General features: G+C 71.1%; 29 protein-coding genes and 3 tRNA genes. 12 read left to right on the top strand and 20 right to left on the bottom strand.

Translation table 11 applies throughout. The annotated features are described in order from the left end of the window. Nucleotides 1-71: 71 nt before the first annotated feature. The 3 genes from FB563_RS14770 (at nucleotide 72) to FB563_RS14785 (ending at nucleotide 815) form a co-directional block, all read left to right on the top strand. A tRNA-Ser gene (locus tag FB563_RS14770) sits at nucleotides 72-162 on the top strand. A gap of 202 nt (nucleotides 163-364) precedes the next feature. Beyond that, nucleotides 365-437: transfer RNA gene (locus FB563_RS14780), tRNA-Arg, on the top strand. A 156-nt stretch (nucleotides 438-593) separates the two neighbouring features. Further along, on the top strand, nucleotides 594-815 hold the full coding sequence (locus FB563_RS14785) for a hypothetical protein (protein ID WP_055706257.1): 222 nt from the start codon (nucleotides 594-596) through the stop codon (nucleotides 813-815). Between the two features lie 324 nt (nucleotides 816-1,139). Here FB563_RS14785 and FB563_RS14795 read toward each other — a convergent pair whose 3' ends face one another. Further along, a complete protein-coding gene (locus FB563_RS14795; RefSeq protein WP_142218705.1) occupies nucleotides 1,140-1,631 on the bottom strand; it encodes a MarR family winged helix-turn-helix transcriptional regulator in 492 nt (163 codons plus the stop codon). An 89-nt stretch (nucleotides 1,632-1,720) separates the two neighbouring features. Here FB563_RS14795 and FB563_RS14800 point away from each other — a divergent pair, with 89 nt between their 5' ends. The 7 genes from FB563_RS14800 (at nucleotide 1,721) to FB563_RS14830 (ending at nucleotide 9,839) form a co-directional block, all read left to right on the top strand. Continuing rightward, complete coding sequence (locus FB563_RS14800; protein WP_142218706.1) at nucleotides 1,721-2,086, top strand: HGxxPAAW family protein; 366 nt, start codon at nucleotides 1,721-1,723, stop codon at nucleotides 2,084-2,086. Between the two features lie 273 nt (nucleotides 2,087-2,359). Then, entirely contained in the window at nucleotides 2,360-3,235 is an 876-nt protein-coding gene (locus FB563_RS14805) for a DUF2797 domain-containing protein (protein ID WP_142218707.1), read from the top strand. 105 nt (nucleotides 3,236-3,340) lie between these two features. Next, nucleotides 3,341-3,664, top strand: a complete 324-nt coding sequence (locus FB563_RS14810; RefSeq protein ID WP_055710394.1) for an antibiotic biosynthesis monooxygenase family protein — start codon at nucleotides 3,341-3,343, stop codon at nucleotides 3,662-3,664. A 100-nt stretch (nucleotides 3,665-3,764) separates the two neighbouring features. After that, nucleotides 3,765-4,505, top strand: coding sequence for a response regulator transcription factor (locus FB563_RS14815; RefSeq protein ID WP_055710393.1), 741 nt, complete (start codon nucleotides 3,765-3,767; stop codon nucleotides 4,503-4,505). Next, the gene (locus FB563_RS14820; protein ID WP_079049133.1) at nucleotides 4,502-6,145 is read left to right on the top strand and encodes a sensor histidine kinase; all 1,644 of its coding nucleotides are present in this window, start codon (nucleotides 4,502-4,504) and stop codon (nucleotides 6,143-6,145) included. Before FB563_RS14815 ends, FB563_RS14820 begins: the two co-directional genes overlap by 4 nt. A 14-nt stretch (nucleotides 6,146-6,159) precedes the next feature. After that, on the top strand, nucleotides 6,160-7,653 hold the full coding sequence (locus FB563_RS14825; RefSeq protein ID WP_055710391.1) for a bifunctional glycosyltransferase family 2/GtrA family protein: 1,494 nt from the start codon (nucleotides 6,160-6,162) through the stop codon (nucleotides 7,651-7,653). Next, complete coding sequence (locus tag FB563_RS14830; RefSeq protein ID WP_142218708.1) at nucleotides 7,650-9,839, top strand: ArnT family glycosyltransferase; 2,190 nt, start codon at nucleotides 7,650-7,652, stop codon at nucleotides 9,837-9,839. The genes FB563_RS14825 and FB563_RS14830 overlap by 4 nt, the downstream gene beginning before the upstream one ends. Nucleotides 9,840-9,913: 74 nt before the next feature. Here the strand turns inward: FB563_RS14830 and FB563_RS14835 are convergent, their stop codons facing one another. The 4 genes from FB563_RS14835 to FB563_RS14850 form a co-directional block, all read right to left on the bottom strand. Further along, nucleotides 9,914-10,384: a PPOX class F420-dependent oxidoreductase gene (locus tag FB563_RS14835; protein WP_055710403.1), complete on the bottom strand. Its 471-nt coding sequence runs from the start codon at nucleotides 10,382-10,384 to the stop codon at nucleotides 9,914-9,916. Nucleotides 10,385-10,433: 49 nt separating this feature from the next. Further along, the gene (locus tag FB563_RS14840) at nucleotides 10,434-11,255 is read right to left on the bottom strand and encodes a YceI family protein (protein ID WP_055710402.1); all 822 of its coding nucleotides are present in this window, start codon (nucleotides 11,253-11,255) and stop codon (nucleotides 10,434-10,436) included. A gap of 105 nt (nucleotides 11,256-11,360) precedes the next feature. Then, nucleotides 11,361-13,838 (bottom strand): MFS transporter, encoded by a 2,478-nt coding sequence (locus FB563_RS14845; protein ID WP_055710401.1) that lies wholly within the window; start codon nucleotides 13,836-13,838, stop codon nucleotides 11,361-11,363. A gap of 82 nt (nucleotides 13,839-13,920) precedes the next feature. Next, a complete protein-coding gene (locus FB563_RS14850; protein WP_055710400.1) occupies nucleotides 13,921-14,415 on the bottom strand; it encodes a MarR family winged helix-turn-helix transcriptional regulator in 495 nt (164 codons plus the stop codon). 206 nt (nucleotides 14,416-14,621) lie between these two features. Here FB563_RS14850 and FB563_RS14855 point away from each other — a divergent pair, with 206 nt between their 5' ends. Then, on the top strand, nucleotides 14,622-14,819 hold the full coding sequence (locus FB563_RS14855; protein ID WP_055710399.1) for a hypothetical protein: 198 nt from the start codon (nucleotides 14,622-14,624) through the stop codon (nucleotides 14,817-14,819). A gap of 28 nt (nucleotides 14,820-14,847) precedes the next feature. Here FB563_RS14855 and FB563_RS14860 read toward each other — a convergent pair whose 3' ends face one another. The 9 genes from FB563_RS14860 to FB563_RS14900 all read right to left on the bottom strand — a co-directional run bounded on the left by FB563_RS14860 (nucleotide 14,848) and on the right by FB563_RS14900 (nucleotide 20,361). Next, complete coding sequence (locus tag FB563_RS14860) at nucleotides 14,848-15,405, bottom strand: hypothetical protein (protein WP_341874416.1); 558 nt, start codon at nucleotides 15,403-15,405, stop codon at nucleotides 14,848-14,850. A gap of 251 nt (nucleotides 15,406-15,656) precedes the next feature. After that, entirely contained in the window at nucleotides 15,657-16,613 is a 957-nt protein-coding gene (locus FB563_RS14865; protein ID WP_142218710.1) for an RNA polymerase sigma factor SigF, read from the bottom strand. Between the two features lie 326 nt (nucleotides 16,614-16,939). Next, a complete protein-coding gene (locus FB563_RS14870; RefSeq protein WP_055708364.1) occupies nucleotides 16,940-17,824 on the bottom strand; it encodes an RNA polymerase sigma factor SigF in 885 nt (294 codons plus the stop codon). A 144-nt stretch (nucleotides 17,825-17,968) separates the two neighbouring features. Beyond that, the gene (locus FB563_RS14875; RefSeq protein WP_055708363.1) at nucleotides 17,969-18,262 is read right to left on the bottom strand and encodes a Dabb family protein; all 294 of its coding nucleotides are present in this window, start codon (nucleotides 18,260-18,262) and stop codon (nucleotides 17,969-17,971) included. Nucleotides 18,263-18,272: 10 nt separating this feature from the next. Next, the gene (locus FB563_RS14880; protein ID WP_055708362.1) at nucleotides 18,273-18,452 is read right to left on the bottom strand and encodes a hypothetical protein; all 180 of its coding nucleotides are present in this window, start codon (nucleotides 18,450-18,452) and stop codon (nucleotides 18,273-18,275) included. Nucleotides 18,453-18,638: 186 nt separating this feature from the next. Continuing rightward, nucleotides 18,639-18,723: transfer RNA gene (locus tag FB563_RS14885), tRNA-Ser, on the bottom strand. Between the two features lie 45 nt (nucleotides 18,724-18,768). Further along, a complete protein-coding gene (gene tadA, locus FB563_RS14890) occupies nucleotides 18,769-19,200 on the bottom strand; it encodes a tRNA adenosine(34) deaminase TadA (RefSeq protein WP_055708361.1) in 432 nt (143 codons plus the stop codon). 56 nt (nucleotides 19,201-19,256) lie between these two features. Then, nucleotides 19,257-19,793, bottom strand: a complete 537-nt coding sequence (locus FB563_RS14895; protein WP_055708360.1) for a tRNA adenosine deaminase-associated protein — start codon at nucleotides 19,791-19,793, stop codon at nucleotides 19,257-19,259. Between the two features lie 337 nt (nucleotides 19,794-20,130). Further along, entirely contained in the window at nucleotides 20,131-20,361 is a 231-nt protein-coding gene (locus FB563_RS14900) for a hypothetical protein (protein WP_411573209.1), read from the bottom strand. A 139-nt stretch (nucleotides 20,362-20,500) separates the two neighbouring features. Between FB563_RS14900 and upp the strand changes: the two genes are divergently transcribed. Next, nucleotides 20,501-21,136 (top strand): uracil phosphoribosyltransferase, encoded by a 636-nt coding sequence (gene upp, locus FB563_RS14905; RefSeq protein WP_055708358.1) that lies wholly within the window; start codon nucleotides 20,501-20,503, stop codon nucleotides 21,134-21,136. Between the two features lie 38 nt (nucleotides 21,137-21,174). On the opposite strand, the gene FB563_RS14910 is transcribed toward upp, so the two are convergent. The 6 genes from FB563_RS14910 to FB563_RS14930 all read right to left on the bottom strand — a co-directional run bounded on the left by FB563_RS14910 (nucleotide 21,175) and on the right by FB563_RS14930 (nucleotide 24,679). Continuing rightward, entirely contained in the window at nucleotides 21,175-21,807 is a 633-nt protein-coding gene (locus FB563_RS14910; RefSeq protein ID WP_234357878.1) for a LytR C-terminal domain-containing protein, read from the bottom strand. 105 nt (nucleotides 21,808-21,912) lie between these two features. Beyond that, a complete protein-coding gene (locus FB563_RS14915; RefSeq protein ID WP_004943146.1) occupies nucleotides 21,913-22,209 on the bottom strand; it encodes a type II toxin-antitoxin system VapB family antitoxin in 297 nt (98 codons plus the stop codon). 191 nt (nucleotides 22,210-22,400) lie between these two features. Beyond that, nucleotides 22,401-22,529 (bottom strand): hypothetical protein, encoded by a 129-nt coding sequence (locus tag FB563_RS44905; protein WP_267888662.1) that lies wholly within the window; start codon nucleotides 22,527-22,529, stop codon nucleotides 22,401-22,403. A 64-nt stretch (nucleotides 22,530-22,593) separates the two neighbouring features. Beyond that, entirely contained in the window at nucleotides 22,594-22,914 is a 321-nt protein-coding gene (locus tag FB563_RS43510; protein ID WP_208766296.1) for a hypothetical protein, read from the bottom strand. Nucleotides 22,915-23,313: 399 nt separating this feature from the next. After that, nucleotides 23,314-23,982, bottom strand: a complete 669-nt coding sequence (locus FB563_RS14925) for an HdeD family acid-resistance protein (protein ID WP_055707989.1) — start codon at nucleotides 23,980-23,982, stop codon at nucleotides 23,314-23,316. Between the two features lie 88 nt (nucleotides 23,983-24,070). Continuing rightward, the gene (locus FB563_RS14930; RefSeq protein WP_055707988.1) at nucleotides 24,071-24,679 is read right to left on the bottom strand and encodes an HhH-GPD-type base excision DNA repair protein; all 609 of its coding nucleotides are present in this window, start codon (nucleotides 24,677-24,679) and stop codon (nucleotides 24,071-24,073) included. Between the last annotated feature and the right edge of the window lie 14 nt (nucleotides 24,680-24,693).

Below are 24,693 nucleotides of genomic sequence, written 5' to 3' on the forward strand. Positions count from 1 at the left end.
TTGGTGACAGGCCGCGTGGCTGTGTCATCATCTGCACGCACCACTCGCGCGCTCGCGTGAGCGGTTGTGCTGGAGGCGTCGCCTAGTCCGGTCTATGGCGCCGCACTGCTAATGCGGTTTGGGCCTTAAAGCCCATCGAGGGTTCAAATCCCTCCGCCTCCGCACCGATCCCGAAGCCCCGGTCCCCAGGACCGGGGCTTCGGCGTTCCCACCCTCCGCCGCCCCACAGCCCCCTGCGGGCGTTTCCGCAGGTCACAAGGGGTGTGCCAATCGGATTTCACATGTCGGCGGCAGTCATGTAATGTTCTTCCTGTCGCCGGGACGGGCCGAAAGGGCCGAAACGGAGACAAGAACAAAAGAACAAGCACTCGTAGCTTAACGGATAGAGCATCTGACTACGGATCAGAAGGTTGCAGGTTCGAATCCTGCCGAGTGCGCACAGAGCAGAGGCCCCGGAGCGATCCGGGGCCTCTGGCGTTTCAGGGGCGGATGCCTCCTTGAAACTCCAGGTCAGGGGCGTGAGCGGGGGGCAGCCGTCTGGATCTGTGCCCATGGCCACAGCAAACCGGCTGAATGTGGGGTCATACTGAGCCATGACAAAGCCTGCTGCGCCGAAGCGTCATCTGCCCACCAGCCCCTTCAAAGCGCCGGTCACACCGGCTCCCAAGCACTTCGCCGTGGGCGACAAGGTCACACACGACGTGTACGGCCTGGGCCGAGTGGTCGGCATCGAGGACGGAGTCGCGGCGCTCGTGGATTTCGGTTCCGCGCAGATGCGGATCTTGAGCCCGTACGCCAAGATGACCAAGCTGTAGCACCGCTGTGCCCGGTCACGGCACACCAGGTCCCTTGAGGGATCTGCAACGAAAGAGAGTCCTCTCATCGACCTGACGTCGCTGTTCTCCGCCCCTGAAGGGCAACCCCGCGGCCGCACCGCGGCATCGCCGCCTCCGGCGACCAACCCCTTCCAGGCCCCTGACTTCGGGGAGGACGAGACCTTCCCGCTCGAAGACGAACAGGAGTCCCCCACGGGCATGCGTGCGGCGCGGCCCAAGGCGGCCTAGTTCCGCGTACGACGGCCGCTCCGGCAGCCGGCCGCGGGCCGTCTCCCATCCTGCGCCGAAACCGTTGACCGTCGGTCAGCACTCCTCGTCGGGGTCGTTCCGGTTCAGCTTCTCCAGATACTCGTGCGCCAGGGCGGTGGCCCTGGTGAACCAGTCGGTGATGACGGCCAGTTCCTCGGCGGAGTAGTCGGAGAACAGGGCCGTCAGGCGTTTGTAGTGGCCCGCGTACACCGCCTCCACGCGGGTCACGGCATCCGGTACGGCGGCCACGCGGACCCGGCGGCGGTCGGTGGGGTCGGGGCGCCGGGTGACGTAGCCGGCGCGTTCCAGGCGGTTGAGGATGCCGGTCACCGCGCCGGTGGTGACATGGGCGCGGGCGGCGAGATCGCCGGCCGTCAGCAGCTCGTCGCCGGCCTCCAGCACGAAGGCGAAACAGGTCAGGTCCGTGACGTTCAGGCCCAGGCGCCGGGCCAGCTCCTGCTGCCCGATCAGGTGGGCGGCGATGAGGTGGTCCATCGCCGACAGCGCCTGGGCCGGACTGGCGGATGGTCGCGGCGTGCCGTGCATCTTTCGGAATCCCTTAGCTCGTGAGATATTCGTCCTGCGGAACTTCTTAGCTCGTGAGGGAATCTGTATCCCGTTCCCGGAGGCGCTGTATGAGTCTGTACGACGAGGGTCACACGGTCGCCGGCTGGACCGGCTTCGGCATCGCGACGGCGGGAAGCGGTGTGGTGGGGGTGGGAGTGTGCACCGCCTCGCTGCCGCTGGTCGTGGGCGGGCTCGCCGTGGTGGCCGTGAGCGTTCTGGTGACCTGGGTCCTGCATCTGGCCGGCTGGGGCAAGCCGCCGGGGGTGCGGCCGCGGGGCCAGTGGGGGATGCGGGTCCGGGACACGCGGGCTCGTGAAGGGCATCCCGGGTGCGTCAGCTGCCGGCTGGCGGGGCGGGGGCGGAGGGGTGTGGTGGCTGCGGCGACGAGCCGGCCGACGGCTGCCGAATCGATACCCCTGTCACCTGTCGAGTGAACGCGCCTCCGACCAACGGCAGTTGGTGATCGCCGTCCCTGGGCCGCGGGACGGAGATGATGCTCGACGCACGAGCAGAAGGACACGCCCTCGCGCAGATCGAGCAGATCGCGCAGATCGCGCAGATCGAGGAAACGCGCCGGACCAACGAGCATCTCGGCCGCGCCAACGAGCATCTCGGCCCGCTGCGGCCGACCAGAGCCTCCCAGCCCGCCCTGCGCCCCTCCGCCGCCGGAAACCCGTTGTCAGAGCCAACCCCTACCCTCACGAGTGATGGCACACGTATGGAAGTGCAGGGGACTGCGCTGGTCGCCGGGCGGGCCCGTGCTGGTGTGGGACGGCGGGCGGCGCAGTGGGCTGCCCTGGGGGAAGCGCGTCGGCTTTGCCGTGCCGGAGGGGGGCGTGCGGACGTGCGTGGGGGCGCGGGGGCATGCGTGTCCGGTGCGGGCCGTGGTGCCGGGACGGAGCACGGGGGCCCGGTGCGAGGAGTGCGCGCGGCTGGACCGGGCGCACTCGGTGGCCGCCGACACGATCGCCGACGACCCGCGGCCGTACCGGGTGTACCTGGCGTGGTTCGGGCCCGGGATGGTGAAAGTCGGGATCACCGCGGTCGAGCGGGGCTCCGCCCGGCTGCTGGAACAGGGCGCCGTCTGTTTCAGCTGGCTCGGCACCGGCCCGCTGATGGCCGCACGGCGCACCGAGGAGCTGCTGCGGGCGGCGCTGCGGGTGCCGGACCGGATTCCGTACGCCGAGAAGCGCGCGGTCCGGCCGGCGCTGCCCGGGACCGGGGAGGAGCGTGCGGCGGAGGTGCGGGAGCTGCATGCGCGGGCCGTGGCGCTCAGCGGATGGCCCGAGTCCCTGCGCCCGGAGCCTTGTGAAGTGACCGATCACGTGCGGGTGTTCGGGCTCGCCGGTGTTCCGGCCCTCCTCGGGGAGGTGGTGGAGCTCGTCCCGGGTGGCGAGGTGAGCGGTGAGCTGGTCGCGGCCGCCGGGCCCGATCTGCACCTGGCGGTCGGCGGGCGCGGGGTGGTCGTGCTCGACACACGGCTGATGACCGGCTGGGAGCTGGTCCCGCCGGCCGCTTCGGAGGCTGCCGGACTCACCTTCCCCGTCCGGGAGTTCGCGCGACCGCAGGAGGGACTGTTCTGAGGGTTCCGAGGCCGGGGTGGCACGGGCAAAGACTCGGATCCCGTACGGATCCCCTTCGGTAAGGGCCATGGACGCTCAACCGGCGCATGACCGAGCGTGGTTGGCATGATCCTCCCCGAACCCCCTTACTACGCGGTCGTCTTCACCACCACCCGTACCGACGACGATCCCGACGGATACCGGCGCACCGCCGAACACCTCTCCCGTCTCGTCCGCGAAGTCCCCGGCTTCCTCGGCGAGGACTCCGCCCACACCCCCGGCGGACTCGCCATCTCCGTCGCCTACTTCCGGGACCTCGCCGGGATCGAGCGGTGGCGGGACCACCCGGCGCACCTCGCGGCCAAGCGGCGCGGGCGGGAGCGCTGGTACGAGCGGTACGCGATCCACATCGCCAGGGTCGAGCACGCGCACGCCTTCGCGCGGGAGTGAGTGGTTCCCAGGGGCTGCCTGAGAACCGCCTGTGTGTTTCTCAGGCAATTCACAGATTGGGGAAAGTCTCTTCTCAGAGGACCCCGACAAGGTGTGCACCATGACCACGACCTCGCCCCAGGGGCGCACCGAACTGCTGAGGCCGGACGGGAGCCCCGTCCGAGTGCTTGTGGTGGACGACGAGCTGTCGATCACCGAGCTGCTGAGCATGGCTCTTCGTTACGAGGGCTGGCAGATCAGGAGTGCGGGGGACGGGCAGGGAGCCGTCCAGACCGCCCGTGAGTTCCGGCCCGACGCCGTCGTGCTGGACATGATGCTGCCCGACATGGACGGGCTGACCGTCCTCGGGCGGCTGCGGCGCGAGCTGCCGGACGTGCCCGTCCTCTTCCTGACCGCCAAGGACGCGGTGGAGGACCGTATCGCCGGGCTCACCGCCGGCGGCGACGACTACGTCACCAAGCCGTTCAGCCTGGAGGAGGTCGTGGCGCGGCTGCGGGGGCTCATCCGCAGGTCCGGGGCCGCCGACCGGCGGTCCGACTCCGTGCTCGTGGTCGGGGACCTGACGCTGGACGAGGACAGCCACGAGGTGTCGCGGGCGGGGGAGTCCATCCACCTCACCGCCACCGAGTTCGAGCTGCTGCGCTTCCTCATGCGCAATCCGCGGCGCGTGCTCAGCAAGGCGCAGATCCTGGACCGGGTGTGGTCGTACGACTTCGGCGGGCAGGCCAACGTCGTCGAGCTGTACATCTCCTATCTGCGGCGGAAGATCGACGCCGGTCGTGAGCCGATGATCCACACCCGGCGCGGTGCCGGTTACCTGATCAAGCCCGCCGCGTCATGAGCGGACGGCGACGGCCGGGTCCGCAGCGGCGTCCGCAGAGGCGGCAGAAGCGACGAGCCGGGCAGCCGCGCACCCTGCGGACCCGGCTCGTCGTCGCGTCGGTGGTGCTGATCGCGGTGGTCTGTGCGGTGATCGGCACGGTGACCACGCTGGCGCTGCGCTCGCATCTGTACGACCAGCTGAACGGGCAGCTCAACGAGGTCGCCTCGCGCGCGTCGGGCGCCTTCGGGCCGCCGGGCCGGCAGCCGAGCGGCGGTATCCTCCCGGACGGGCAGAAACTCAAGGCACACCCGACGGAGCTCAGCGACTTCGTCACCAGGGGCCCGCAGCCCCAGGGGACCATCGCGGCCAAGGTCGAGAACGGTGTCATCACCGACGCCGAGCGGGGTGTGAAGTCCACCAGCGACCTGGAGATGAGCGCGAAGTCGCTGACCCGGGCGCAGCGCGCCGCGCTCGCAGCCGTGCCGCAGGTGGACGGGAAGCAGCAGACCGTCGACATACCGGGTGTGGGTGAGTACCGGGTCGAGTACCGGACGGGTGACAACGGCTCCTTCTACGTCGCCGTACCGACCTCCGGCGTCGACAGCACGATCAACACCCTGATCCTCGTCGAGATCAGCGTCACCGCCGCCGGTCTCGTCGCCGCCGGTATCGCCGGATACGTGCTCGTCGGCGTCGCCACCCGCCCCCTGCGCAAGGTCGCCGCCACCGCCACCCGGGTCTCCGAACTCCCCCTGCACTCCGGCGAGGTGAACCTCAGCGAGCGGGTCCCGGAGTCGGAGTGCGACCCGCACACCGAGGTCGGCCAGGTCGGTGCCGCGCTGAACCGGATGCTCGACCATGTGCACGGCGCCCTGCACGCCCGGCAGCAGAGCGAGATGCGGGTACGGCAGTTCGTCGCCGACGCCAGTCATGAGCTGCGCACCCCCCTGGCCTCCATCCGGGGATACGCGGAACTCACCAGGCGCGGGCGGGAGCAGGTCGGGCCCGACACCCGGCACGCGCTCGGGCGGATCGAGTCGGAGGCGGGCCGGATGACCCTGCTCGTCGAGGACCTGCTCCTCCTCGCCCGTCTCGATGCCGGACGGCCCCTGCAGTTCGAGCAGACCGATCTCATCCCGCTCGTCGTGGACACCGTCAGCGACTCCCGCGCGGCCGGCATGGACCACAACTGGCGGCTCGACCTGCCCGACGAACCCGCGCTGGTGTCGGCGGACGCGGCACGGATCCAGCAGGTGCTCGTCAACCTGCTCGGCAACGCGCGCAAGCACACCCCGCCCGGTACGACCGTCACCGCACGCGTGCAGCGGCGCGGGCCGTGGATGTGCGTGGACGTCGAGGACAACGGGCAGGGCATTCCGCCGGAGCTGCTCCCGCACGTCTTCGAGCGGTTCGCCCGAGGGGACTCCGCCCGCTCCCGCGCCACCGGATCCACGGGCCTCGGGCTCGCCATCGTGCAGGCGGTCGCGGCCGCGCACGGCGGTGCCGTCACCGTGGACAGCGTTCCGGGCCGGACGGTGTTCACCGTGCATCTGCCCGCGCTCACCCCCGCCGTCCCGCGGCCCGCCCCCGAAACCGACTGGCAATCGCACTCACAGGCACAGCACAGTGCCACCACATGGGTGCAACAGGGCGCTTGAGTTGAGTCGGTTCCATGCGAACCGACTCTTCTCCCGGCACCCTGCCGGCGCGGGAGCACCTCCCGGCCGGAGACGCCGGCACGCCTGTCCTGGACGTAGTGATCCCCGTCCACAACGAGGAGAAGGACCTCCAGCCGTGCGTCCGCAGACTGCACGAGCACCTCACGCGCACCTTCCCGTACGCCTTCCGCATCACGATCGCGGACAACGCGTCCACGGACACCACCCCGCAGGTGGCCGCGCGGCTGGAGGCGGACATCCCCGAGGTCACCAACTTCCGCCTGGAGCAGAAGGGCCGGGGGCGGGCACTGCGCACCGTGTGGTCCGCGTCCGAGGCGCCGATCCTCGCCTACATGGACGTCGACCTGTCCACCGACCTCAACGCCCTGCTGCCGCTGGTGGCGCCGCTGATCTCCGGCCACTCGGACCTCGCGATCGGCTCCCGGCTCGCCCGGACCTCCCGGGTCGTGCGCGGCCCCAAGCGGGAGTTCATCAGCCGGGCCTACAACCTGATCCTGCGCGGCTCGCTCCAGGCCCGCTTCTCCGACGCCCAGTGCGGCTTCAAGGCCATCCGGCGCGAGGTGGCGCAGGTGCTGCTGCCACTGGTGGAGGACACCGGCTGGTTCTTCGACACCGAGATGCTGGTGCTCGCCGAGCGGGCGGGCCTCAGGATCCACGAGGTGCCGGTCGACTGGGTCGACGACCCGGACTCCACCGTGCACATCGTGAAGACCGCGACCGACGACCTCAAGGGCGTGTGGCGGGTCGGCAGGGCGCTCGCCACCGGCTCGCTGCCGCTGGACCGGCTCACCCGGCCCTTCGGCGACGACCCGCGCGACCGGGACCTGACCAACGTGCCCAAGGGACTGGCCCGCCAGCTCGTCGGCTTCTGCGTCGTCGGCGGCCTGTCCACCCTCTTCTACCTCCTCCTCTACAGCGTCTTCCGGCAGTTCTCCGGCTCCCAGCTCGCCAACGCGCTCGCCCTGCTGGTCTCCGCGGTCGCCAACACGGCCGCCAACCGCCGGCTCACCTTCGGGGTGCGCGGCCGGGGCGGCGCCGTACGGCACCAGGCGCAGGGCCTGGTCGTCTTCGGCATCGGACTCGCGCTGACCAGCGGCTCGCTGGCCGCCCTGAACGCGGCCGGCTCCAGCCCCGCGCACTCCACCGAACTGGCGGTGCTCATCGCCGCCAACCTCGCCGCGACCGTGCTGCGGTTCCTGCTCTTCCGCGCCTGGGTGTTCCCGGACCGCGGCGAGTCCGACGCCGGCACGCCGGTCGTCGCCTCCCCCACCCTCTCCTCGCCGACCTACACCACGAGCACGACCCCGCCGTACGGCACGACCGCTGCGTACGCACCGCTGCCCCAGCGCCCGGTGCCGTACCGGCAGCCGCATCCGACGGCCACCCAGGTCCGCGCCGGTGAAGCCGCGGACGGCAGCTGGAGGGACGCCACCGTGCGACTGCAGCCGGTGCGCCCTCATGACACCGATCCGGGGGATCCCCGATGACCACCCAGTACGACCAGCAGAGCGGTACGACCGTGTGGGGCCCGCCCACGGGCGCTCCCCCGCACCCCCCGTCGCAGCCGCACCCGCACCGGGCGGCCGGTGCGCCCGAGGGGCCGTTCCTCCGCAGACTGTGGCGCGGCCGCCCCGAGGACCCCCGCTGGGCGCGCCCGGCCTTCCTCGGCCTGCTCACCGCGACCCTCCTGCTCTACCTGTACAACCTCAGCGCCTCCGGCTACGCCAACTCCTTCTACTCGGCGGCCGTACAGGCGGGCAGCAGGTCCTGGAAGGCGTTCTTCTTCGGCTCGCTGGACGCGGGCAACGCCATCACCGTCGACAAGCCGTCGGCGTTCCTGTGGCCGATGGAGCTGTCGGTCAGGATCTTCGGCCTGAACTCGTGGGCGATCCTCACGCCCGAGGTGCTGATGGGCGTGGGCACGGTGGCGGTGGTCTACGCGGCGGTACGGCGCCGGTTCAGCCCGGCCGCGGGCCTGATCGCCGGCGCGGTGCTCGCGCTCACCCCGGTCGCCGCGCTGATGTTCCGGTTCGACAACCCGGACGCGATGCTGGCCCTGCTGATGGCGCTGGCCTGCTACTTCGTCGTACGGGCGGTGGAGGACGGCCGTACCAGGTGGCTGGTGTGGGCGGGTGTGGCGATCGGGTTCGCCTTCCTCGCCAAGACGCTGCAGGCCTTCCTGATCCTGCCGCCGCTGGCGATCGTCTACGCCGTCTGCGGACCGGTCGGGCTGCGCAAGCGGCTCGGTCAACTGGCCCTCGCCGCAGCCGCGTTGGTCGTCTCCGGCGGCTGGTGGGTCGCCATCGTCGAGCTGTGGCCGGCCTCCTCCCGCCCCTACATCGGCGGTTCGCAGAACAACAGCTTCCTGGAGCTGACCTTCGGCTACAACGGTCTCGGCCGCATCAACGGCGACGAGACCGGCAGCGTCGGGGGCGGGGGCGGGGGGAACGGCTCCGGCCGCTGGGGCGCCACGGGCTGGGACCGGATGTTCAACTCCGAGATCGGCAGCCAGATCTCCTGGCTGCTCCCGGCCGCACTGATCCTGCTGGTCGCGGGTCTCGTGGCCACCCGGAAGCTGAAGCGGACGTCGGTGACGCGGGCCTCGTTCCTGGTCTGGGGCGGCTCGCTGCTGATGACCATGGTGGTCTTCAGCTACATGGCGGGCATCTTCCACCAGTACTACACGGTGGCCCTGGCTCCCTACCTGGCGGCCGTCGTCGGCATGGGCGCCGGGCTGCTGTGGGAGCGGCGGGGGGAGACCTGGGCGTCGATCACGCTCGCCGCGTCGGTGGTGGCCGCCGCTGTCTGGGGGTACGTGCTGCTCAACCGTACGTCCGGCTATCTGCCCTGGCTGAAGTGGCTGCTGCTGGTCGGCGGTATGGCGGCCGCGCTGGGCCTGATCTTCGCCGGTCGGATCTCCCGGCAGCCGGCCCTCGGGGCGGCGGCGGTGGGCCTGGTGGCCGCGCTCGCCGGTCCGACGGCGTACACCCTCAGTACGGTGAACTCCGCGCACACCGGGTCCATCCCGACGGCCGGTCCGGCGGGCGCGAGCACGATGGGCTTCGGCGGCGGCCGGGGGCCGGGCGGCAACGGCGGAGGCATGCGCGGCGGCTTCGGTGGCGCGATGCCGGGGCAGCAGGGTCAGCAGGGCCAGCAGAACGGCAACGGCTTCCCGGGCGGCGGCGGCTTCGGCGGCGGTATGCCGGGGCAGCAGGGCCGGAACCAGCAGCAGGGCAACGGCACCGCACGGGGCCAGGGCCACAACGGCAACGGCTTCCCCGGCGTCGGCGGCCTGCTGAACGGCGCGAACGTCTCCTCCGCCGCCAAGCAGCTGCTGGAGAAGGACGCCTCGAAGTACACCTGGGTGGCCGCGTCCGTCGGTTCGCAGAACGCGGCCGGCTACCAGCTCGCCTCCGGTGACCCGGTGATGGCGATCGGCGGCTTCAACGGCACCGACCCGTCCCCGACGCCGGCGCAGTTCAAGAAGTACGTGGCGGAAGGGAAGATCCACTACTTCATCGCCGGCGGCGGCATGGGCGGCGTGGGCGGTGGCACGGGCGGCAGCAGCGGCGGCAGCTCCTCGCAGATCAGCTCGTGGGTCGAGAGCAACTTCAAGAAGGTGACGGTCGGTTCGGCCACCTTCTACGACCTCACGCAGAAGACGAGCGGCTGACGGTTCGTACCCCGGGAGAGGCGGTGGCCGGAAGGTCACCGCCTCTCGTATGCCCCCGGTGATGCCCCGCCCGGCTACTGCCCCTCCACCAGCCGCGCCGGAAACCCTCCCGTGGCCACTGGCCCCCAGCGTTCGGGTGTCACTCGGATGATGGACTTGCCCTGCTTGACCATGGCCGCGCGGTACTCGTCCCAGTCGGGGTGTTCGCCGGCGATGTTGCGGTAGTACTCGACCAGGGGTTCCACCGAGTCCGGGGTGTCGATGACCTCGGCGGTGCCGTCGATCTGGACCCAGGGGCCGTTCCACTCGTCGCTCAGGACGAGCACGCTGACGCGGGGATCACGCTGGGCGTTGCGGGTCTTGGCCCGCTCGGGGTAGGTGGAGACGACGATCCGGCCCGAGTCGTCCACGCCGCAGGTCAGCGGGGAGGCCTGCGGTCCGCCGTCGGCGCGGCGGGTGATCAGCAGGGCGCGGTGGCGGGGTCGTACGAAGTCCAGCAGCTCGTCCAGCGACACACGGGTGTTGGTAGCGATGTTCGGTGCCATGGGGGCAGCCTAGGGGCAGCGCGCGCCCCTGTGGCTGACCCTGCTGTGCCTATGCCTGGGGCAGCGAGTCGCCCTGCACCGCCTGGATGTCCAGCTCCACCTTCAGCGTCGTACCGATCGCGGCGATGCCGGCCTGGAGCACCTGGTTGTAGTTCATCGCGAAGTCCTCGCGGTGCAGCTCGGCCGTCGCGCGGAACGCGGCGCGCGTGCCGCCCCACGGATCCGCGCCGGTGCCGAGGTAGGCGAGGTCGAGGTCGACCGGCCGGACCACGCCGTGCATGGACAGTTCGCCGTGGACCGTCCAGCGGTCCGAGCCGGCCGCCGTCACGCCCGTGGAGCGGTAGGTGATCTCCGGGTGCTGCTCGACGTCGAGGAAGTCCGCGGACTTCAGATGGCCGTCGCGCATGCCGTTGCCCGTGTCGATGGACGCGGCCTTGATGACCGCCTCGACGCGGGACTTGGTGACGTCGTCCGGTGCGATCTCGATCGTGCCGCCGAACTCCGTGAACCGGCCGTGCACGCTGGAGATCCCCAGGTGCTGCGCGACCGCGGCGACGGAGGAGTGCACCGGGTCGATGGTCCAGGGCCCGGGCGGCGGCAGCTCGGTGCCGCCCTGCCGGGCCAGCGTGACCGTGCCGACCTCGGCCCGGCCGCTCGCGGTGACGATCGCGGAGGAGGCCGCGGGCGCGTACCCGACGGCCGTCACGATCACCGTGTACGCCCCCGGCGCCAGCTCGGTGGCATCCCGTACGGCTCCCTCGGCGTCCGCCTCGGCGCGCAGCACCTGCGTACCGGTCATGTCGGTCACCGTGACGACCGCGTGCGACACGGCCCACCCGTCCCGCGTACGGATCTTCGCGGTCAGTCCCATCCCGTTTTCTCCCTGCAAAGCCTTACCAACTGGTCTCAACGAACCGGCCCGTGGCGGGGGTGCGCCTCCGTTCGAAACGCATCCCCTCCACGGGCCGGAACCGAACTACTCGCCGGGGTGGGCGAGTTCGATGTGGTGGCCGTCGACCCCGGTGCCGGCCACGGTCAGGGCCGTCGCCACCGGCGGGTAACCCGTGGCGATGACCGTGTACTCGCCGCTGTCCAGGTCGGTGAAGGCGTACGCCCCGTCCGAGCCGGTGGTGGCGGTGCCGACCACGTTGCCCGCCTGGTCGACGAGCGTCACCCGGGCGTCGGCCAGCGGACCGTGCGGGGCCCGGACGACACCCTGGAGGCGGGCGCCGGCGTCCAGGTCGATCTCGATCCGGGTGAGGCCGGTGGCACCGATCTCGACGGGCACGGCGCGCGGCCGGAACCCGCTCGCGTTGACCGCCATGGTCACCGTGCCCGGCACCAGGTCGGTGAAGGCGAAGTCGCCCTGCTCCCCGGTGGCGGCGGTGGCCAGCAGGTCGCCGCGCACATCGGTGACGATCACCATCGCGTCCTTGACCGGCAGCGCGCTGCCCGCGGCCCGGACCACACCGGTCAGCCCGCTGGTGCCGCTGAGCAGGATGTCGTAGGACACCGGCTCCTCGCCCACCACGACGGTGGAGGCCTGCGGCTGGTAGCCGTCGGCGGAGGCGATCAGGACGTACGACCCCGTGCCCGGGGCGTCGACGGAGTAGGAGCCGTCGGCCTGGGCCACCGCGCGGCCCAGCTGGCGGCCGGACAGCGAGATCAGGGTGACCGCGGCCTGCGGGACCGGGGCGCTCTCGGCGCCGCGGACGAAGCCGTGCACCGGGGTGCCGCCCGGGCCACCGGTGCCGGGCTCGGCGATGGTGGCGACGGCGGTCGCCGCCGGCTGGACGGCGGTGGCCGTGGCTCCGGAGGTGTCCGACACGACGGGGGTGGCCCAGCTGGGCACCCGTTCTGCGGCCGGAGCCTCGGTGGTGGCCTCCGTGGCGGGGGCGGCCTCGGCCGGGACCTCGGCCGGAGCGTGGCCTTCGGCGGCCTGTGCGAGCGCGCCCTTGGTCTTCAGGGGGACCTCCTTGATGAACAGCGTGATCAGGAAGGCGGCCGCGGCGAGGCAGCCGGCGATGAAGAAGACGTCCGCGATGCCGTGGCCGTAGGCGCTCTCCAGCAGCGTCCGGATGGGCGCCGGGAGCTTGTTCATGTCCGGGATGCTGTCGGTCGAGCCGGAGCTGCCGGCCAGGGCCGCCCGGTACTTGGGGCTCAGTGCGGCGACGCCGTCCTGGACGTAGTGCGTGATCCGGCGGGACATCACGGCACCCAGCGCGGAGACGCCGACCGCACCGCCGAGGGAGCGGAAGAAGGTGACCGTGGAGCTGGCCGAACCGAGGTCGGAGGGCGCCACCTGGTTCTGCGTGGCGAGCACCAGGTTCTGCATCATCATGCCGATGCCGAGACCCAGCAGCGCCATGAAGATGGCCATCTTCCAGTAGTCGGTGTCGTACCGGATGCCGCCGAGCAGCACCAGGCCGGCCGTGACCAGGACGCCACCGCTGACCAGCCAGGCCTTCCAGCGGCCGGTGCGGGTGATGAACTGACCCGAGACGGTCGAGGAGACGAACAGGCCGCCGATCATCGGGATGGTCATGACGCCCGACATCGTGGGGGACTTGTCGCGGGCCAGCTGGAAGTACTGACTGAAGAACACCGTGCCGGTGAACATCGCGACACCGACGAACAGCGAGGCCAGCGACGCCAGCGTGATGGTGCGGTTCCGGAACAGGCGCAGCGGGATGATCGGCTCGCTGGCCCTGGACTCGACGAGCACGAAGAGCGCGCCGAGGACGATCGAACCGCCGACCATCGCGTAGGTCTGCCAGGAGATCCAGTCGTACTTGTCACCGGCGAAGGTGACCCAGATCAGCAGCAGGGAGACGGCGGCGGAGATGAGGGTCGCGCCGCCCCAGTCGACCTTGACCTCCCGCTTGACCACGGGCAGGTGCAGGGTCTTCTGCAGCACGATCAGCGCGATGACGGCGAAGGGGACACCGACGTAGAAGCACCAGCGCCAGCCCAGCCAGGAGGTGTCGGTGATGACACCGCCGAGCAGCGGGCCGCCGACGGTGGCGACGGCGAAGGTGGCGCCCAGGTAGCCGGAGTAACGGCCGCGCTCACGCGGGGAGATCATCGCCGCCATGACGATCTGCGCCAGGGCGGACAGACCGCCGACGCCGATGCCCTGGAAGACCCGGAAGGTGATGAGCATGCCGGGGTTCTGCGACAGGCCGGCCGCCATCGACGCGACGACGTAGATGATCAGGGCTATCTGGACGAGCGCCTTCTTGCTGTACAGGTCGGCGAGCTTGCCCCACAGGGGAGTGGCCGCGGTCATCGACAGCAGGGCGGCGGTGACCACCCAGGTGTAGGCGGACTGGCCGCCGCCGAGGTCGCCGATGATGTGCGGCAGGGCGTTGGAGACGATCGTGGACGACAGGATCGCCACGAACATGCCGAGCAGCAGCCCGGACAGGGCCTCCATGATCTGCCGGTGCGTCATCGGGGCGTGGCCTGGGCCTCCCCCGTGCTTGGCGTGAGCCCGCACACCGGCTGGTGTGGTCGTTGCCATGGGCTTCCTTCTCTTACGTGCTTGCGGGTGTACGGGTGGTCTCTTCGAGTACGGGGGCGGGAAGCCGGACCGCGGTGGCCCGGCAGTCGCCGAAGGACGCGCGCAGGCGGGTCATCAGCCGGATCAGCTGGGTCACCTCGTCGTCGGTCCAGTCGGCGAGCCGCTCGGCGAGCAGACGCGTGGTCCGCCGGGACAGCTCGTGGAGCTGTTCCAGGCCCGCGGGCGTCAGCCGCAGGATGCGCGAGCGCTTGTCCGCCGGGTCCGGGTGCCGTTCGATCCAGCCGCGCGCGGCGACGTGCGCGACATGCCGGCTGGTGACCGACATGTCCACGGCGAGCAGCTCGGCGAGCTTGCTCATGCGCATGCCTCCGTGGCGGCCGAGCAGAGTCAGCACGGCGGCCGAGCCGGCCGGGCATTCGGGCGGCAGGATCCGCCCCATGTCCCGTTTCACGGCTCCGAAGGCACTGAGCTGACGCGCCAGCTCTTCGAACTGCGCCTGCCCGGCCATCACACCTCCCGATTCGTTGCTTGAGGCAACCTTAACCCTGTTTGGTTGCTGCAGGCAAATAACTGCCGGAGTCGACCGCGCAAAAACTTGGCAAAAGCAAGTATTGCAATCGTAAATATGCAGGTCGCTGCGGGCGAGGTGCCCCGGTCTGTTCCGGTGGCCCCCCACTTGGGCGGCCCGGCCCGTCTTCGCTAAGGTCTCGGGCCATGGCTAACACCCAGGGCCCCCAGGGCAATTACGACCCCGCCGGCAGCACCCAGATGTTCCGCGCGTTCGTCGACGAGGCCCCCCAGGGCCGCCAGCAGCAGGCCGCGGCCTCCTCCGGCCCCCGCGTCGGCCTCATCATCGGTGTCATCGTGGCCCTGGCCGTGGTGGCCGGTGTCGCCTGGCTGGCGATGAAGTAGCACCCGCTCCCGGCGATCATTTGACCGATCACTTCCACCGGACGGACACGTCCCGCGTCTCGATGTGCATGCCGAGCGGCACGCGCCAGGCGTCGACGCACACCGTCCAGGTGTGGTCCTCGTGCGCGCCCGGCGCGATCGGCGCGGGGAGGTCCACCGTCGAGTCGACCGTTTCCCAGTCGATGCCGAGCGCGCCGATGACGTGCGTCCCGAAGGTCACGCTGCCCGAACGCACGGCCGTCCCTCCGGAGTTGCGGAAGCCGACGGTCACTTTCTGGCACCAGCGCTGATCCGCCGGCTTTGTCGCGGGGGCGCCCCAGGAGAGGTCGGCGGGGGCGGGGGTCGCACTGCCGCTGGGAGCTGGGCCGGGCGGGGCGGCGGGTGGCGCCGTACGACCGCCTGGGCCGCCGCTTCCTCCTTCGCCGGCCGGACCCGGGGTACCGGGGGAGGCGTTGCCGCTGGGCTCGGTGGTGGTCTGCTCCGGGGTTCCCGAGGGCTCGGCGTGGTGTGAAGGTGCGGCATTTCCAGGGGAGTTGCCGCCGTCCTGGCTGCTGCCTTGCGCCCCGTCGAGCGGCACCAGCGTCACGGACCCCGTCGGACCGACAGAGCCCGGCCCGCGCTGTCCCGAGCCGACCGCGGCATATCCACCGCCCGGGCCATCGCCCCCGCACGCGGCCAGCACCCCGCCCAGGACGACGACGGCCGCCGACGCTGCCGTAACGGCGCCTCGGCGGCCACGTGTCCATGTCGTCGTACGAAGCATCGGGCCATGGTGACTGACGTACCATCAGATAGGAACCCCCGGGCGGGGGCCCTCTCTGCGCGGCCCGCGGAGCGCTAGTCCGAGATCAGACCCTCGCGCAACTGCGCCAGCGTCCGGGTCAGCAGCCGCGAGACATGCATCTGGGAGATGCCGACCTCCTCGCCGATCTGGGACTGGGTCATGTTGGCGAAGAAGCGGAGCATGATGATCCGGCGCTCCCGGGGCGGGAGTTTGGCCAGCAGGGGCTTGAGGGACTCGCGGTACTCCACGCCCTCCAGCGCCGTGTCCTCGTAGCCGAGCCGGTCGGCGAGCGAGCCCTCGCCGCCGTCGTCCTCGGGGGCCGGGGAGTCCAGTGAGGAGGCGGTGTAGGCGTTGCCGACCGCGAGGCCGTCGACCACGTCCTCCTCGGAGACGCCGAGCACGGCGGCCAGCTCGGTCACCGTCGGGGAGCGGTCCAGCTTCTGGGACAGCTCGTCGCTGGCCTTGGTGAGGGCCAGGCGCAGCTCCTGCAGGCGGCGCGGGACCCGCACCGACCAGGACGTGTCGCGGAAGAACCGCTTGATCTCGCCGACCACCGTCGGCATCGCGAAGGTCGGGAACTCCACGCCCCGTTCGCAGTCGAAGCGGTCGATCGCCTTGATCAGGCCGATGGTGCCGACCTGGACGATGTCCTCCATCGGTTCGTTGCGGGAGCGGAAGCGCGCGGCCGCGTAGCGGACCAGCGGCAGGTTCAGCTCGATCAGGGTGTCCCGGACGTAGGCCCGCTCGGGACTGTTCTCGTCGAGCGCGGCGAGCCGCAGGAACAGGGAGCGGGACAGGGTGCGGGTGTCGATGTCCCCCGAGGCCGGCGGGGCCGGGAGATCGGCGGGCGCCGGGAGGTCGACGGCCTCCGGGACGGGCGGGGCCGGCACGGCATCGAGGGCCGTGACGCCCTCGATGCCGTCGAGGACGTCGAGAGCGTCGAGCTCCTTGGGCGCTGCCTCGCCGGTTGCGGGCGTCAGCACCTTCGAGCTGCCCTGTTCTGCGGACATGCCACCCCCTTTGGGTCGCGGGACGGTCGTGGCGGCGCTGTCTTTCGGACAACGCAGCCTTCACCTGAATACCGGCGCCGAAGGCCCGGCAAACGCGTCTCACGCAGAATGTCACATGTCGGCAACACGCTGTAGAGACATGTCGACATGTGGGAGGCGAATCCGCCCTGGAAAGAAGGGGTCTGACGCTTTATCGGGACTCAACTGTCGGCATCTGTGCTGGTGAGCGATTCGCTCTCGGTGGTGATGCATCGAGCGGGTTTGCGATGCAGGGGGTGATCCCGGGCGTGCTTCCGTGCGCCCGCTGTGCTCCGTCTCGAGCGCTTCTACGCGTCGATGCGATTCGCCGAGCGCAGCCGCTGGAAGCTGCGGGCGAGGAGCCGGGAGACGTGCATCTGGGAGACGCCGAGTTCCGCACTGATCTGGGACTGGGTGAGATTGCTGTAGTAGCGCAGGAGAAGGATTCTCTGTTCGCGTTCGGGGAGTTGGACGAGCAGATGCCGGATCAGGTCGCGGTGTTCCACGCCGTCCAGGGCCGGGTCGTCGTAACCGATCCGGTCCAGCAGGCCGGGCAGTCCGTCGCCCTCCTGCGCGGCCTCCAGCGAGGTGGCGTGGTACGAGCGGCCCGCCTCGATACAGCTGAGCACCTCCTCCTCGCTGATCCTGAGCCGCTCGGCGATCTCGGCGGTGGAGGGGGAGCGGCCGTGCAGCGTGGTGAGGTCCTCGGTGGCGCTGTTGACCTGCACCCACAGCTCGTGCAGCCGGCGCGGTACGTGGACCGTGCGGACGTTGTCCCGGAAGTACCGTTTGATCTCGCCGACCACGGTCGGCATCGCGAAGGTCGGGAACTGCACGCCCCGCTCCGGGTCGAACCGGTCGATGGCGTTGATCAGGCCGATGGTGCCGACCTGGACCACGTCCTCCATGGGCTCGTTGCGGGAGCGGAAGCGGGCGGCCGCGTAGCGCACGAGCGGGAGGTTCGCCTCGATCAGCGCCCCGCGCACCCGGTGGTGCTCCGGCGTGCCCGGGGTGAGCTGCTTCAGCTCGGCGAAGAGCACCTGGGTGAGGGCTCGGGTGTCGGCACCGCGCCGCTTCTCGGGAGCCACGGGAGCGGGGGCGGGGGTGCTCGCCTCCTCCTGGGGCGGCGCAGTACTGGCCGACACGGTCAACGCCACCTCTTCGTCGCTCAATGATCGGTCAAAAGCGGTCATAGCATCACAAGACATGTGCACTGTGTGCAAGCACCCGATAACGCCGTGTTGTGTTCAACCACCGACAAGTTGGGGATCGAGTGGAGGTCCAAGACGCATGAAAGCCCCCCGCCGTTGCGGCGGGGGGCTGCCGGGCTGAAGTGGTCAGAATTCGTAGTCGGCGATCACCCACGTGGCGAACTCGCGCCACAGCGCGACGCCCGCCTGATGGGCCGGGTGCTCCAGGTAGCGCTTGAGGGCGTCGGCGTCCTCGACCGCCGAGTTGATCGCGAAGGCGTAGGCGATCGGCCGGTCGCTGATGTTCCAGCCGCACTCCCAGAAGCGCAGCTCCTCGATCTGGCCGCCGAGGGCCCGGAAGGCCTCCACGCCCGCCACGACCCGCGGATCGTCGCGCTCGACGCCCTCGTTGAGCTTGAAGAGGACCAGGTGGCGGATCATGGGGTGTACCTCAGCTCTTTCCTCCGTTGGCGACCCACGTCATGAAGTCGCCCACGGCCTTGGCCGCGTCCGATATGCCCTCGAAGACTATCTGGACGTAGTGGGCCGCCTTGGGCGGGTCCGTGATGATCACGTACAGCGCGAAGACCACGAGCACGTATACGGCGATCTTCTTGGCATTCACCGCCACCGCGGCCTCCCCTGTCCGTGCGCCCCTGCTGCCGGCCGCGAGTGTAACCTTCACGCCTCTTCCCGGGACCAACGGCCCGCCGCCCCGGGTCCTTTGCCGGGCCCGCCGGGAGGGCCCGCAGACGCACGAAGGCGCCGTCCACAGACGCACGAAGGGCCCCGTCTTGCGACGAGGCCCTTCTTCGAGCGGTAGCGGAGGGATTTGAACCCTCGGTGACTTGCGCCACACTCGCTTTCGAGGCGAGCTCCTTCGGCCGCTCGGACACGCTACCGAGGGAGACCTTACAGCACGCAGGGGCGTGCTCAGAAATCGGTATTCACCGGTCCCGGAAAAACTCGGTGAGGACGCGCGCGCATTCCGCCGCGAGTACGCCCTCGACGACCTCCGGGCGGTGATTGAGCCGCCGGTCGCGGATCACGTCCCACAGCGAGCCCGCCGCGCCCGCCTTCTCGTCCCGGGCGCCGTAGACGACCCGGTCGACGCGGGACTGGACGATCGCGCCCGCGCACATCGTGCACGGTTCCAGGGTGACCACGAGCGTGCAGCCGGCCAGCCGCCACTCCCCGAGCAGGGCGGCGGCCCGCCGGATCGCGAGGACCTCCGCGTGGGCCGTGGGATCGCCGGTGGCCTCGCGCTCGTTGTGCCCGACGGCGAGCACCGTCGTACCGTCCGGGGACAGCACGACGGCGCCGACGGGGACGTCCCCGCCCGGGACCGCCCGCCCGGCCTCGGCCAGGGCGAGCCGCATCGCTGCCCGCCAGCGGTCGCGTACGGGATCCGGGGCGGCGGCCGGGTTCTCGACGGTCAGCGGACGGTCTCCAGCACCTCCGAGGCGCCCAGCGCCTCGGCGATGGTGCCCAGCGCGTCGTCGGCGTCCAGCGAGCGCAGCTCCTTCTCGCTGATGCCCAGGTCGTCGAGGATCTGGCTGTCGCCCACCGGGCTGTGCGGAACGGCGTCGGCGGCGGCGCCCTCCTCGTCGTCCTCGTCGGACTCGGACTCGCCGTCCTCGGTGCCGTCGAGGTCGAGGGAGTCCAGGTCGGGGCCGTCGTCGGCACCCGGCTCCCGGCCGAGCAGCTCGTCGGTGAGCAGCAGCTCGCCGTACGCGCTGCGCTGGGCGGCGGCCGCGTCCGAGACGTAGATGCGAGGGTCGTCCTCGCCGTCCACGCGGACGACACCGAACCACGCGTCCTCCTGCTCGATCAGCACGAGCACCGTGTCCTCGTCGGGAGAGGCTTCCCGGGCCAGGTCGGCAAGATCCGACAGGGTCTCCACATCGTCGAGCTCTGTGTCGCTCGCTTCCCACCCGTCTTCGGTGCGCGCGAGCAGTGCGGCGAAGTACACCGTGACTCTCCCACTGGTCATAGGCGTGCCGGTTGGGGGTCCCCCCGGCGGAGGTAGTTGGGCGGAGGCGGCTTGGGCTCCGAGCCCCGCCCACTCGGAATCGTGGCAGAAACATGGCTGTCAGGGGACGTCTTCGGCTCCCTGTGTCTTGCGCGTTCGTTGCCGCCACCTGCGGATCGTACGCGGCTTTTCCGCGGACTCACGCACGCCCACCTCGCAAACGCCGCTGTGTGCGCGGATCTTCCTCGCTCCGGAACCGCCGCAGAACTTCCTTACCGTGTCGTGCCCCAGAGAAATCCGAAGAGGAATCCCAGGAGTGTCGCTCCCCTCGGTCGGTCTACCAGCGGAACGTCCGCATGCGCATCGCGTGCCGCAGCCGGGCGGCCTTGGCGCGCCGCGGCTGGACCCGGGCGCGCAGCGCGCGGGCCTCGGCGAGGTCACGCAGGAACTGGGCGCGCCGGCGCCGCCGCTCGGCGTCCGTCTCGGGTACGGCGCCGCGTATCGCGGGCTCGCCGGTGCCCCGGGTGTCCTCGGCGTCCCCGGGCGTGTTCTCGGGAAGGTCAGGCAGGTCCGGCACGTCACACCACCCCAGTTCCGTCCTTCCCACTTTCCCTCGGACGGCCGCTTCGATGCCAGGGCCGCACGGGGGGTCAGGGCCGCGGGTACGCCGGACGGGTGGGGGCTGCGGCGCGGGTACCGTTAGGGGCATGCGTCTCCACGTCGTCGACCACCCCCTGGTCGCCCACAAGCTCACCACGCTGCGCGACCAGCGCACCGACTCCGCGACCTTCCGCCGGCTCGCCGACGAACTGGTCACCCTGCTCGCCTACGAGGCCACGCGGGACGTGCGCACCGATGCGGTCGACATCCGGACGCCGGTCGCGCAGACGACCGGCGTCAAGCTCGCCCGCCCGCGCCCGCTGGTCGTGCCGATCCTGCGCGCCGGCCTCGGCATGCTGGACGGCATGGTGCGGCTGCTGCCGACCGCCGAGGTGGGCTTCCTGGGCATGATCCGCAACGAGGAGACGCTGCAGGCCTCCACCTACGCCTCGCGCATGCCGGAGGACCTCTCGGGCCGCCAGGTGTACGTCCTGGACCCGATGCTGGCCACGGGGGGCACGCTGGTCGCCGCGATCCAGGAGCTCATCAAGCGGGGCGCCGACGACGTCACCGCCGTGGTGCTGCTCGCCGCTCCCGAGGGCGTCGAGCTCATGGAGCGGGAGCTGGCGGGGACGCCGGTGACGGTGGTGACGGCGGCTGTGGACGACCACCTCAACGAGCATGGGTACATCGTGCCGGGGCTGGGGGACGCCGGGGACCGTCTCTACGGCGCTGCCGAGTAGTTCGCGCGGCTCATGGGGCGCCCCTCGCGGGGCGCTTCTCAGCAGCTCTTCTTCGTGGATGCCGTCGGTGCGGGGGCGGTCAGCTTGGTCAGGGCCTGGTCCGCGGCCGCCGGCGTGGCCAGGCTCTTGAAGCCGTCCCCGAGGATGAGGTCGAGATCGGCGCCCTTGCGGGTGTCGGTGCGCTGTTCGGCACCGGAGAGCTGCGTGCCCAGTACCGCCAGTGAGGTGTTCTGCGCGGAGGCCGGGCCGAGCAGCATCCCGGCGGTCTTGACCTTCTTGTCGAACTGCCCGGGCGCGTTGCCCACGTTGCCGATGCGGAAGCCCCGCTTCTTCAGCTCGTCGGCGGTGGCCTTGGCCAGCCCGGTGCGCGCGGTGGCGTTGTAGACGTTGACGGTGATCTGGCCCGGCTTGGGCAGGGACCTCACCTGTGCGGCCGTATCGGCCTTGGTGTGGCAGCCGGTCTTCGCGCCGGCCGTCGTGCTCTTCTTGGCGCCGCCGGTGAAGACGTCGATGAGCTGCAGGGTGCCCCAGCCGATCAGGCCGAGCACGGCGACGGACGCCACCACGGCGGCCACGAGCCTGGCGCGTCGGCGCGGCGGGCGCATCCGAGGGTATTTGTCCCCCGTGATCCGGTACTGGCCGCCCATGCCAGGGGGAGTGAGCATGCTCATGGGCGCAGCGTAGTGCGCCCGAGCGGCGCTGCCTATTAGATGATCAGTCGATGCCGCTCAGCGGAACCCGAAAGGGTCAAGGGTCAAGGACCGTGTCGCGCCGGGTCAGTCGAGTTCGAGCACGCGCGCGTGCAGCACCTGGCGCTGCTGGAGCGCGGCGCGGACCGCGCGGTGCAGCCCGTCCTCCAGGTAGAGGTCGCCCTGCCACTTCACGACGTGCGCGAAGAGGTCGCCGTAGAACGTCGAGTCCTCCGCCAGCAGGGTCTCCAGGTCGAGCTGCTGCTTGGTGGTCACGAGCTGATCGAGGCGGACCGGGCGCGGCGCGACGTCCGCCCACTGCCGGGTGCTTTCCCGGCCGTGGTCGGGGTACGGCCGGCCGTTTCCGATGCGCTTGAAGATCACACGGAAAGCCTACCGGTCAAGACCTTCCGGGCGCAGCCATGGCGGCCGAGTGCGGCGCTTGAAAAGATGCGGCAAACGGGTCATATACGGATGTCCCCCTCCGTATCCAGCACGGCTGTGGACCGCGGGCCGACGGCGTTCGGTGTTCGGCGCGGTCCGGCGGAGGCGGTGGCGCCCCCGCCGGGCCCGGTTCAGCGGTCGTCCCGGTCCTCGGGCGGCCGCTGCGGTTCTTCCTTCTTGCGCTCCGGCTCGGGTGCCGTCGCCCGCCGGGCCTCCGCGCGCAGCAGGGCGCGCAGGACGGCGTAGGGATCCATGGGCATGGCTGTGCTGCTCCTTGCGTCTGACTGACCTGTTGACCGGCCTTTCGCGGGGACGCGGGTGACGTCAGCAGCGCAGGACCACCGTGCGGAGCAGGGGCAGGGTGTACGGCACCCGAGGCGCGCCGGGGCAGGGCCGTGCCGCCGGCCGGGCGGGCGCCGGGTCGGGGAGGGGCGCGGGGCGCTCGGGTGCGCCGGCCCGGTGGACGGCCTGGGCGGGCGGCCGCAGGAGGGCGTCGAGGGCGTCGTGGTCGAAGGTCTCGGCGGAGGCGCCCAGCGCCGGGGCCGCCTCGGCCTGCACATGGGCGCCGGGCACCCACAGGGCGAGGAGCAGCACGAGCACCCGCAGCCAGGTACGGCTGCGGGAGAAGCTCCCGGTCCCGCTCACATGGGGTGTGTCCCCGGAGCGTGCGGGGAGTGCTGCACGCCGGGCCCGAGATCCGCCCGCACGGCGTAGGCCCTCTCGTCGAACTCCCTCCCCCGGCCTTCGGCCGGGCGGTGCCCCCGGCCCCGCGACGCCATGCACGCTCCCCCGAAGGGGGGCACCCCCAGTCGCCGCACCGGCCCCGGGCCCAAGTACGTCCAGTACGAGGGCCAGGGCCCGGCGCTCCCCCCGGCCTTCGGGGGGAGGGCCCCCAGAGCACGCACCTACGGCATCGATAGCCTCCCCCCGCTCGAACATGGCTCGCGCGGGGGCACCTCCCATCGCGGCGGGCGCGAGGCCCGCCCTCCTGGCGGACGGCGGGAGACGACAGGGCCTAGGAATCGGGGCCGTGGTTGACGCCGTTCACACCGTGTGGGGGACCGCCTTGGCCCGGCCGCGGATGCCGAACGCGGTGACGATCTCCCCGATGCCCACCGCGACCAGCCAGATGCCGGCGACGAGGGTCAGCACGGCGACCGACCGGAACGGCGAGTCGATGAGCACGATCCCGGCGATGAAGGTGACGACCCCGAGGCAGATCTGCCACCCCCGGGCGGGCATCCGCGAGTCGTGCAGGGCGGCCAGGGTCTGGGTGATCCCGCGGATCAGCCAGCCGATGCCGATCCACAGGGCGAGCAGCAGGATCGACTGCATGGGCCCGCGGAAGCAGAACAGGCCGAGCAGCATCGACAGGGCGCCGCTGATGAACGCCAGTACCCGCAGCGAGGTCGCCCGGTGTGTGCCGAACGCGGCGACCAGCTGGAAGACGCCGCTGATCACGAGGTAGATCCCGAACAGGACGCCCGCGGCGAGCAGGGAGGCGCCGGGCCACACGAGCACCAGGACGCCGAGGACCAGTGAGGCGATCCCGGTGCCCAGGACGACCTGCCAGGCGGCCCGGGACAGGGCGTGCAGCGGTCCCTCGAACGGCGGCTCGGGCTCCCGCCGCTCGCCCGGGGGCGCGGTCGCGTGCACATTCCGGTCGTCGTACTCCCGGCCCCACTCCGGGCCACTGCTGGGTGCCTCGGTCATGGTTCATGCTGTGAACGGCGGGGGCGGGGCGGCCACCAGGAAGAGCCCGGTCGGGTGACGCCGGCACGGAGCACCGGCCCCGCAGGAGTCACCCCTGCTTCCCGCCGCCCTTCGCCGCTTTCGCCGCCGCCTTCATCTCCTGTTTGTGCGCCCGGACCTTGGCCAGCGACTCGGGTCCGGTGATGTCGGCGACGGACCGGAAGGACTCGCGCTCGCCGTACGCCCCCGCGGCCTCCCGCCAGCCCTTCGGCGTGACGCCGAGCTGCTTGCCGAGCAGCGCGAGGAAGATCTGGGCCTTCTGCTTGCCGAACCCGGGCAGGTCCTCCAGTCGTTCCAGCAGCTCGGTACCGGTCGGCACGTCCCGCCAGACCGCCTCCGCGTCCCCGTCGTAGTGCTCGACGAGGTACTGGCACAGCTGCTGGATGCGCTTGGCCATCGAGCCCGGGTAACGGTGCACGGCCGGCTTCTCGGCGAGCAGCGCGGCGAAGGCCTCCGGGTCCATCGCGGCGATGTCGTGCGCGTCGAGGTCTCCGGCCGCTCCGACGCCGAGCCGGTCGGCGATGGTCCGGGGACCCTTGAACGCCCACTCCATGGGGACCTGCTGGTCGAGCAGCATGCCGGTGAGCGCGGCGAGCGGGGACCGCCCGAGCAGCGCGTCGGCGTCGCGGTCCTGGGCGAGGTGCAGGGTGACGTCCATGCGTCGATGGTGGC

Source organism: Streptomyces puniciscabiei, from assembly GCF_006715785.1.
GTDB lineage: Bacteria > Actinomycetota > Actinomycetes > Streptomycetales > Streptomycetaceae > Streptomyces > Streptomyces puniciscabiei.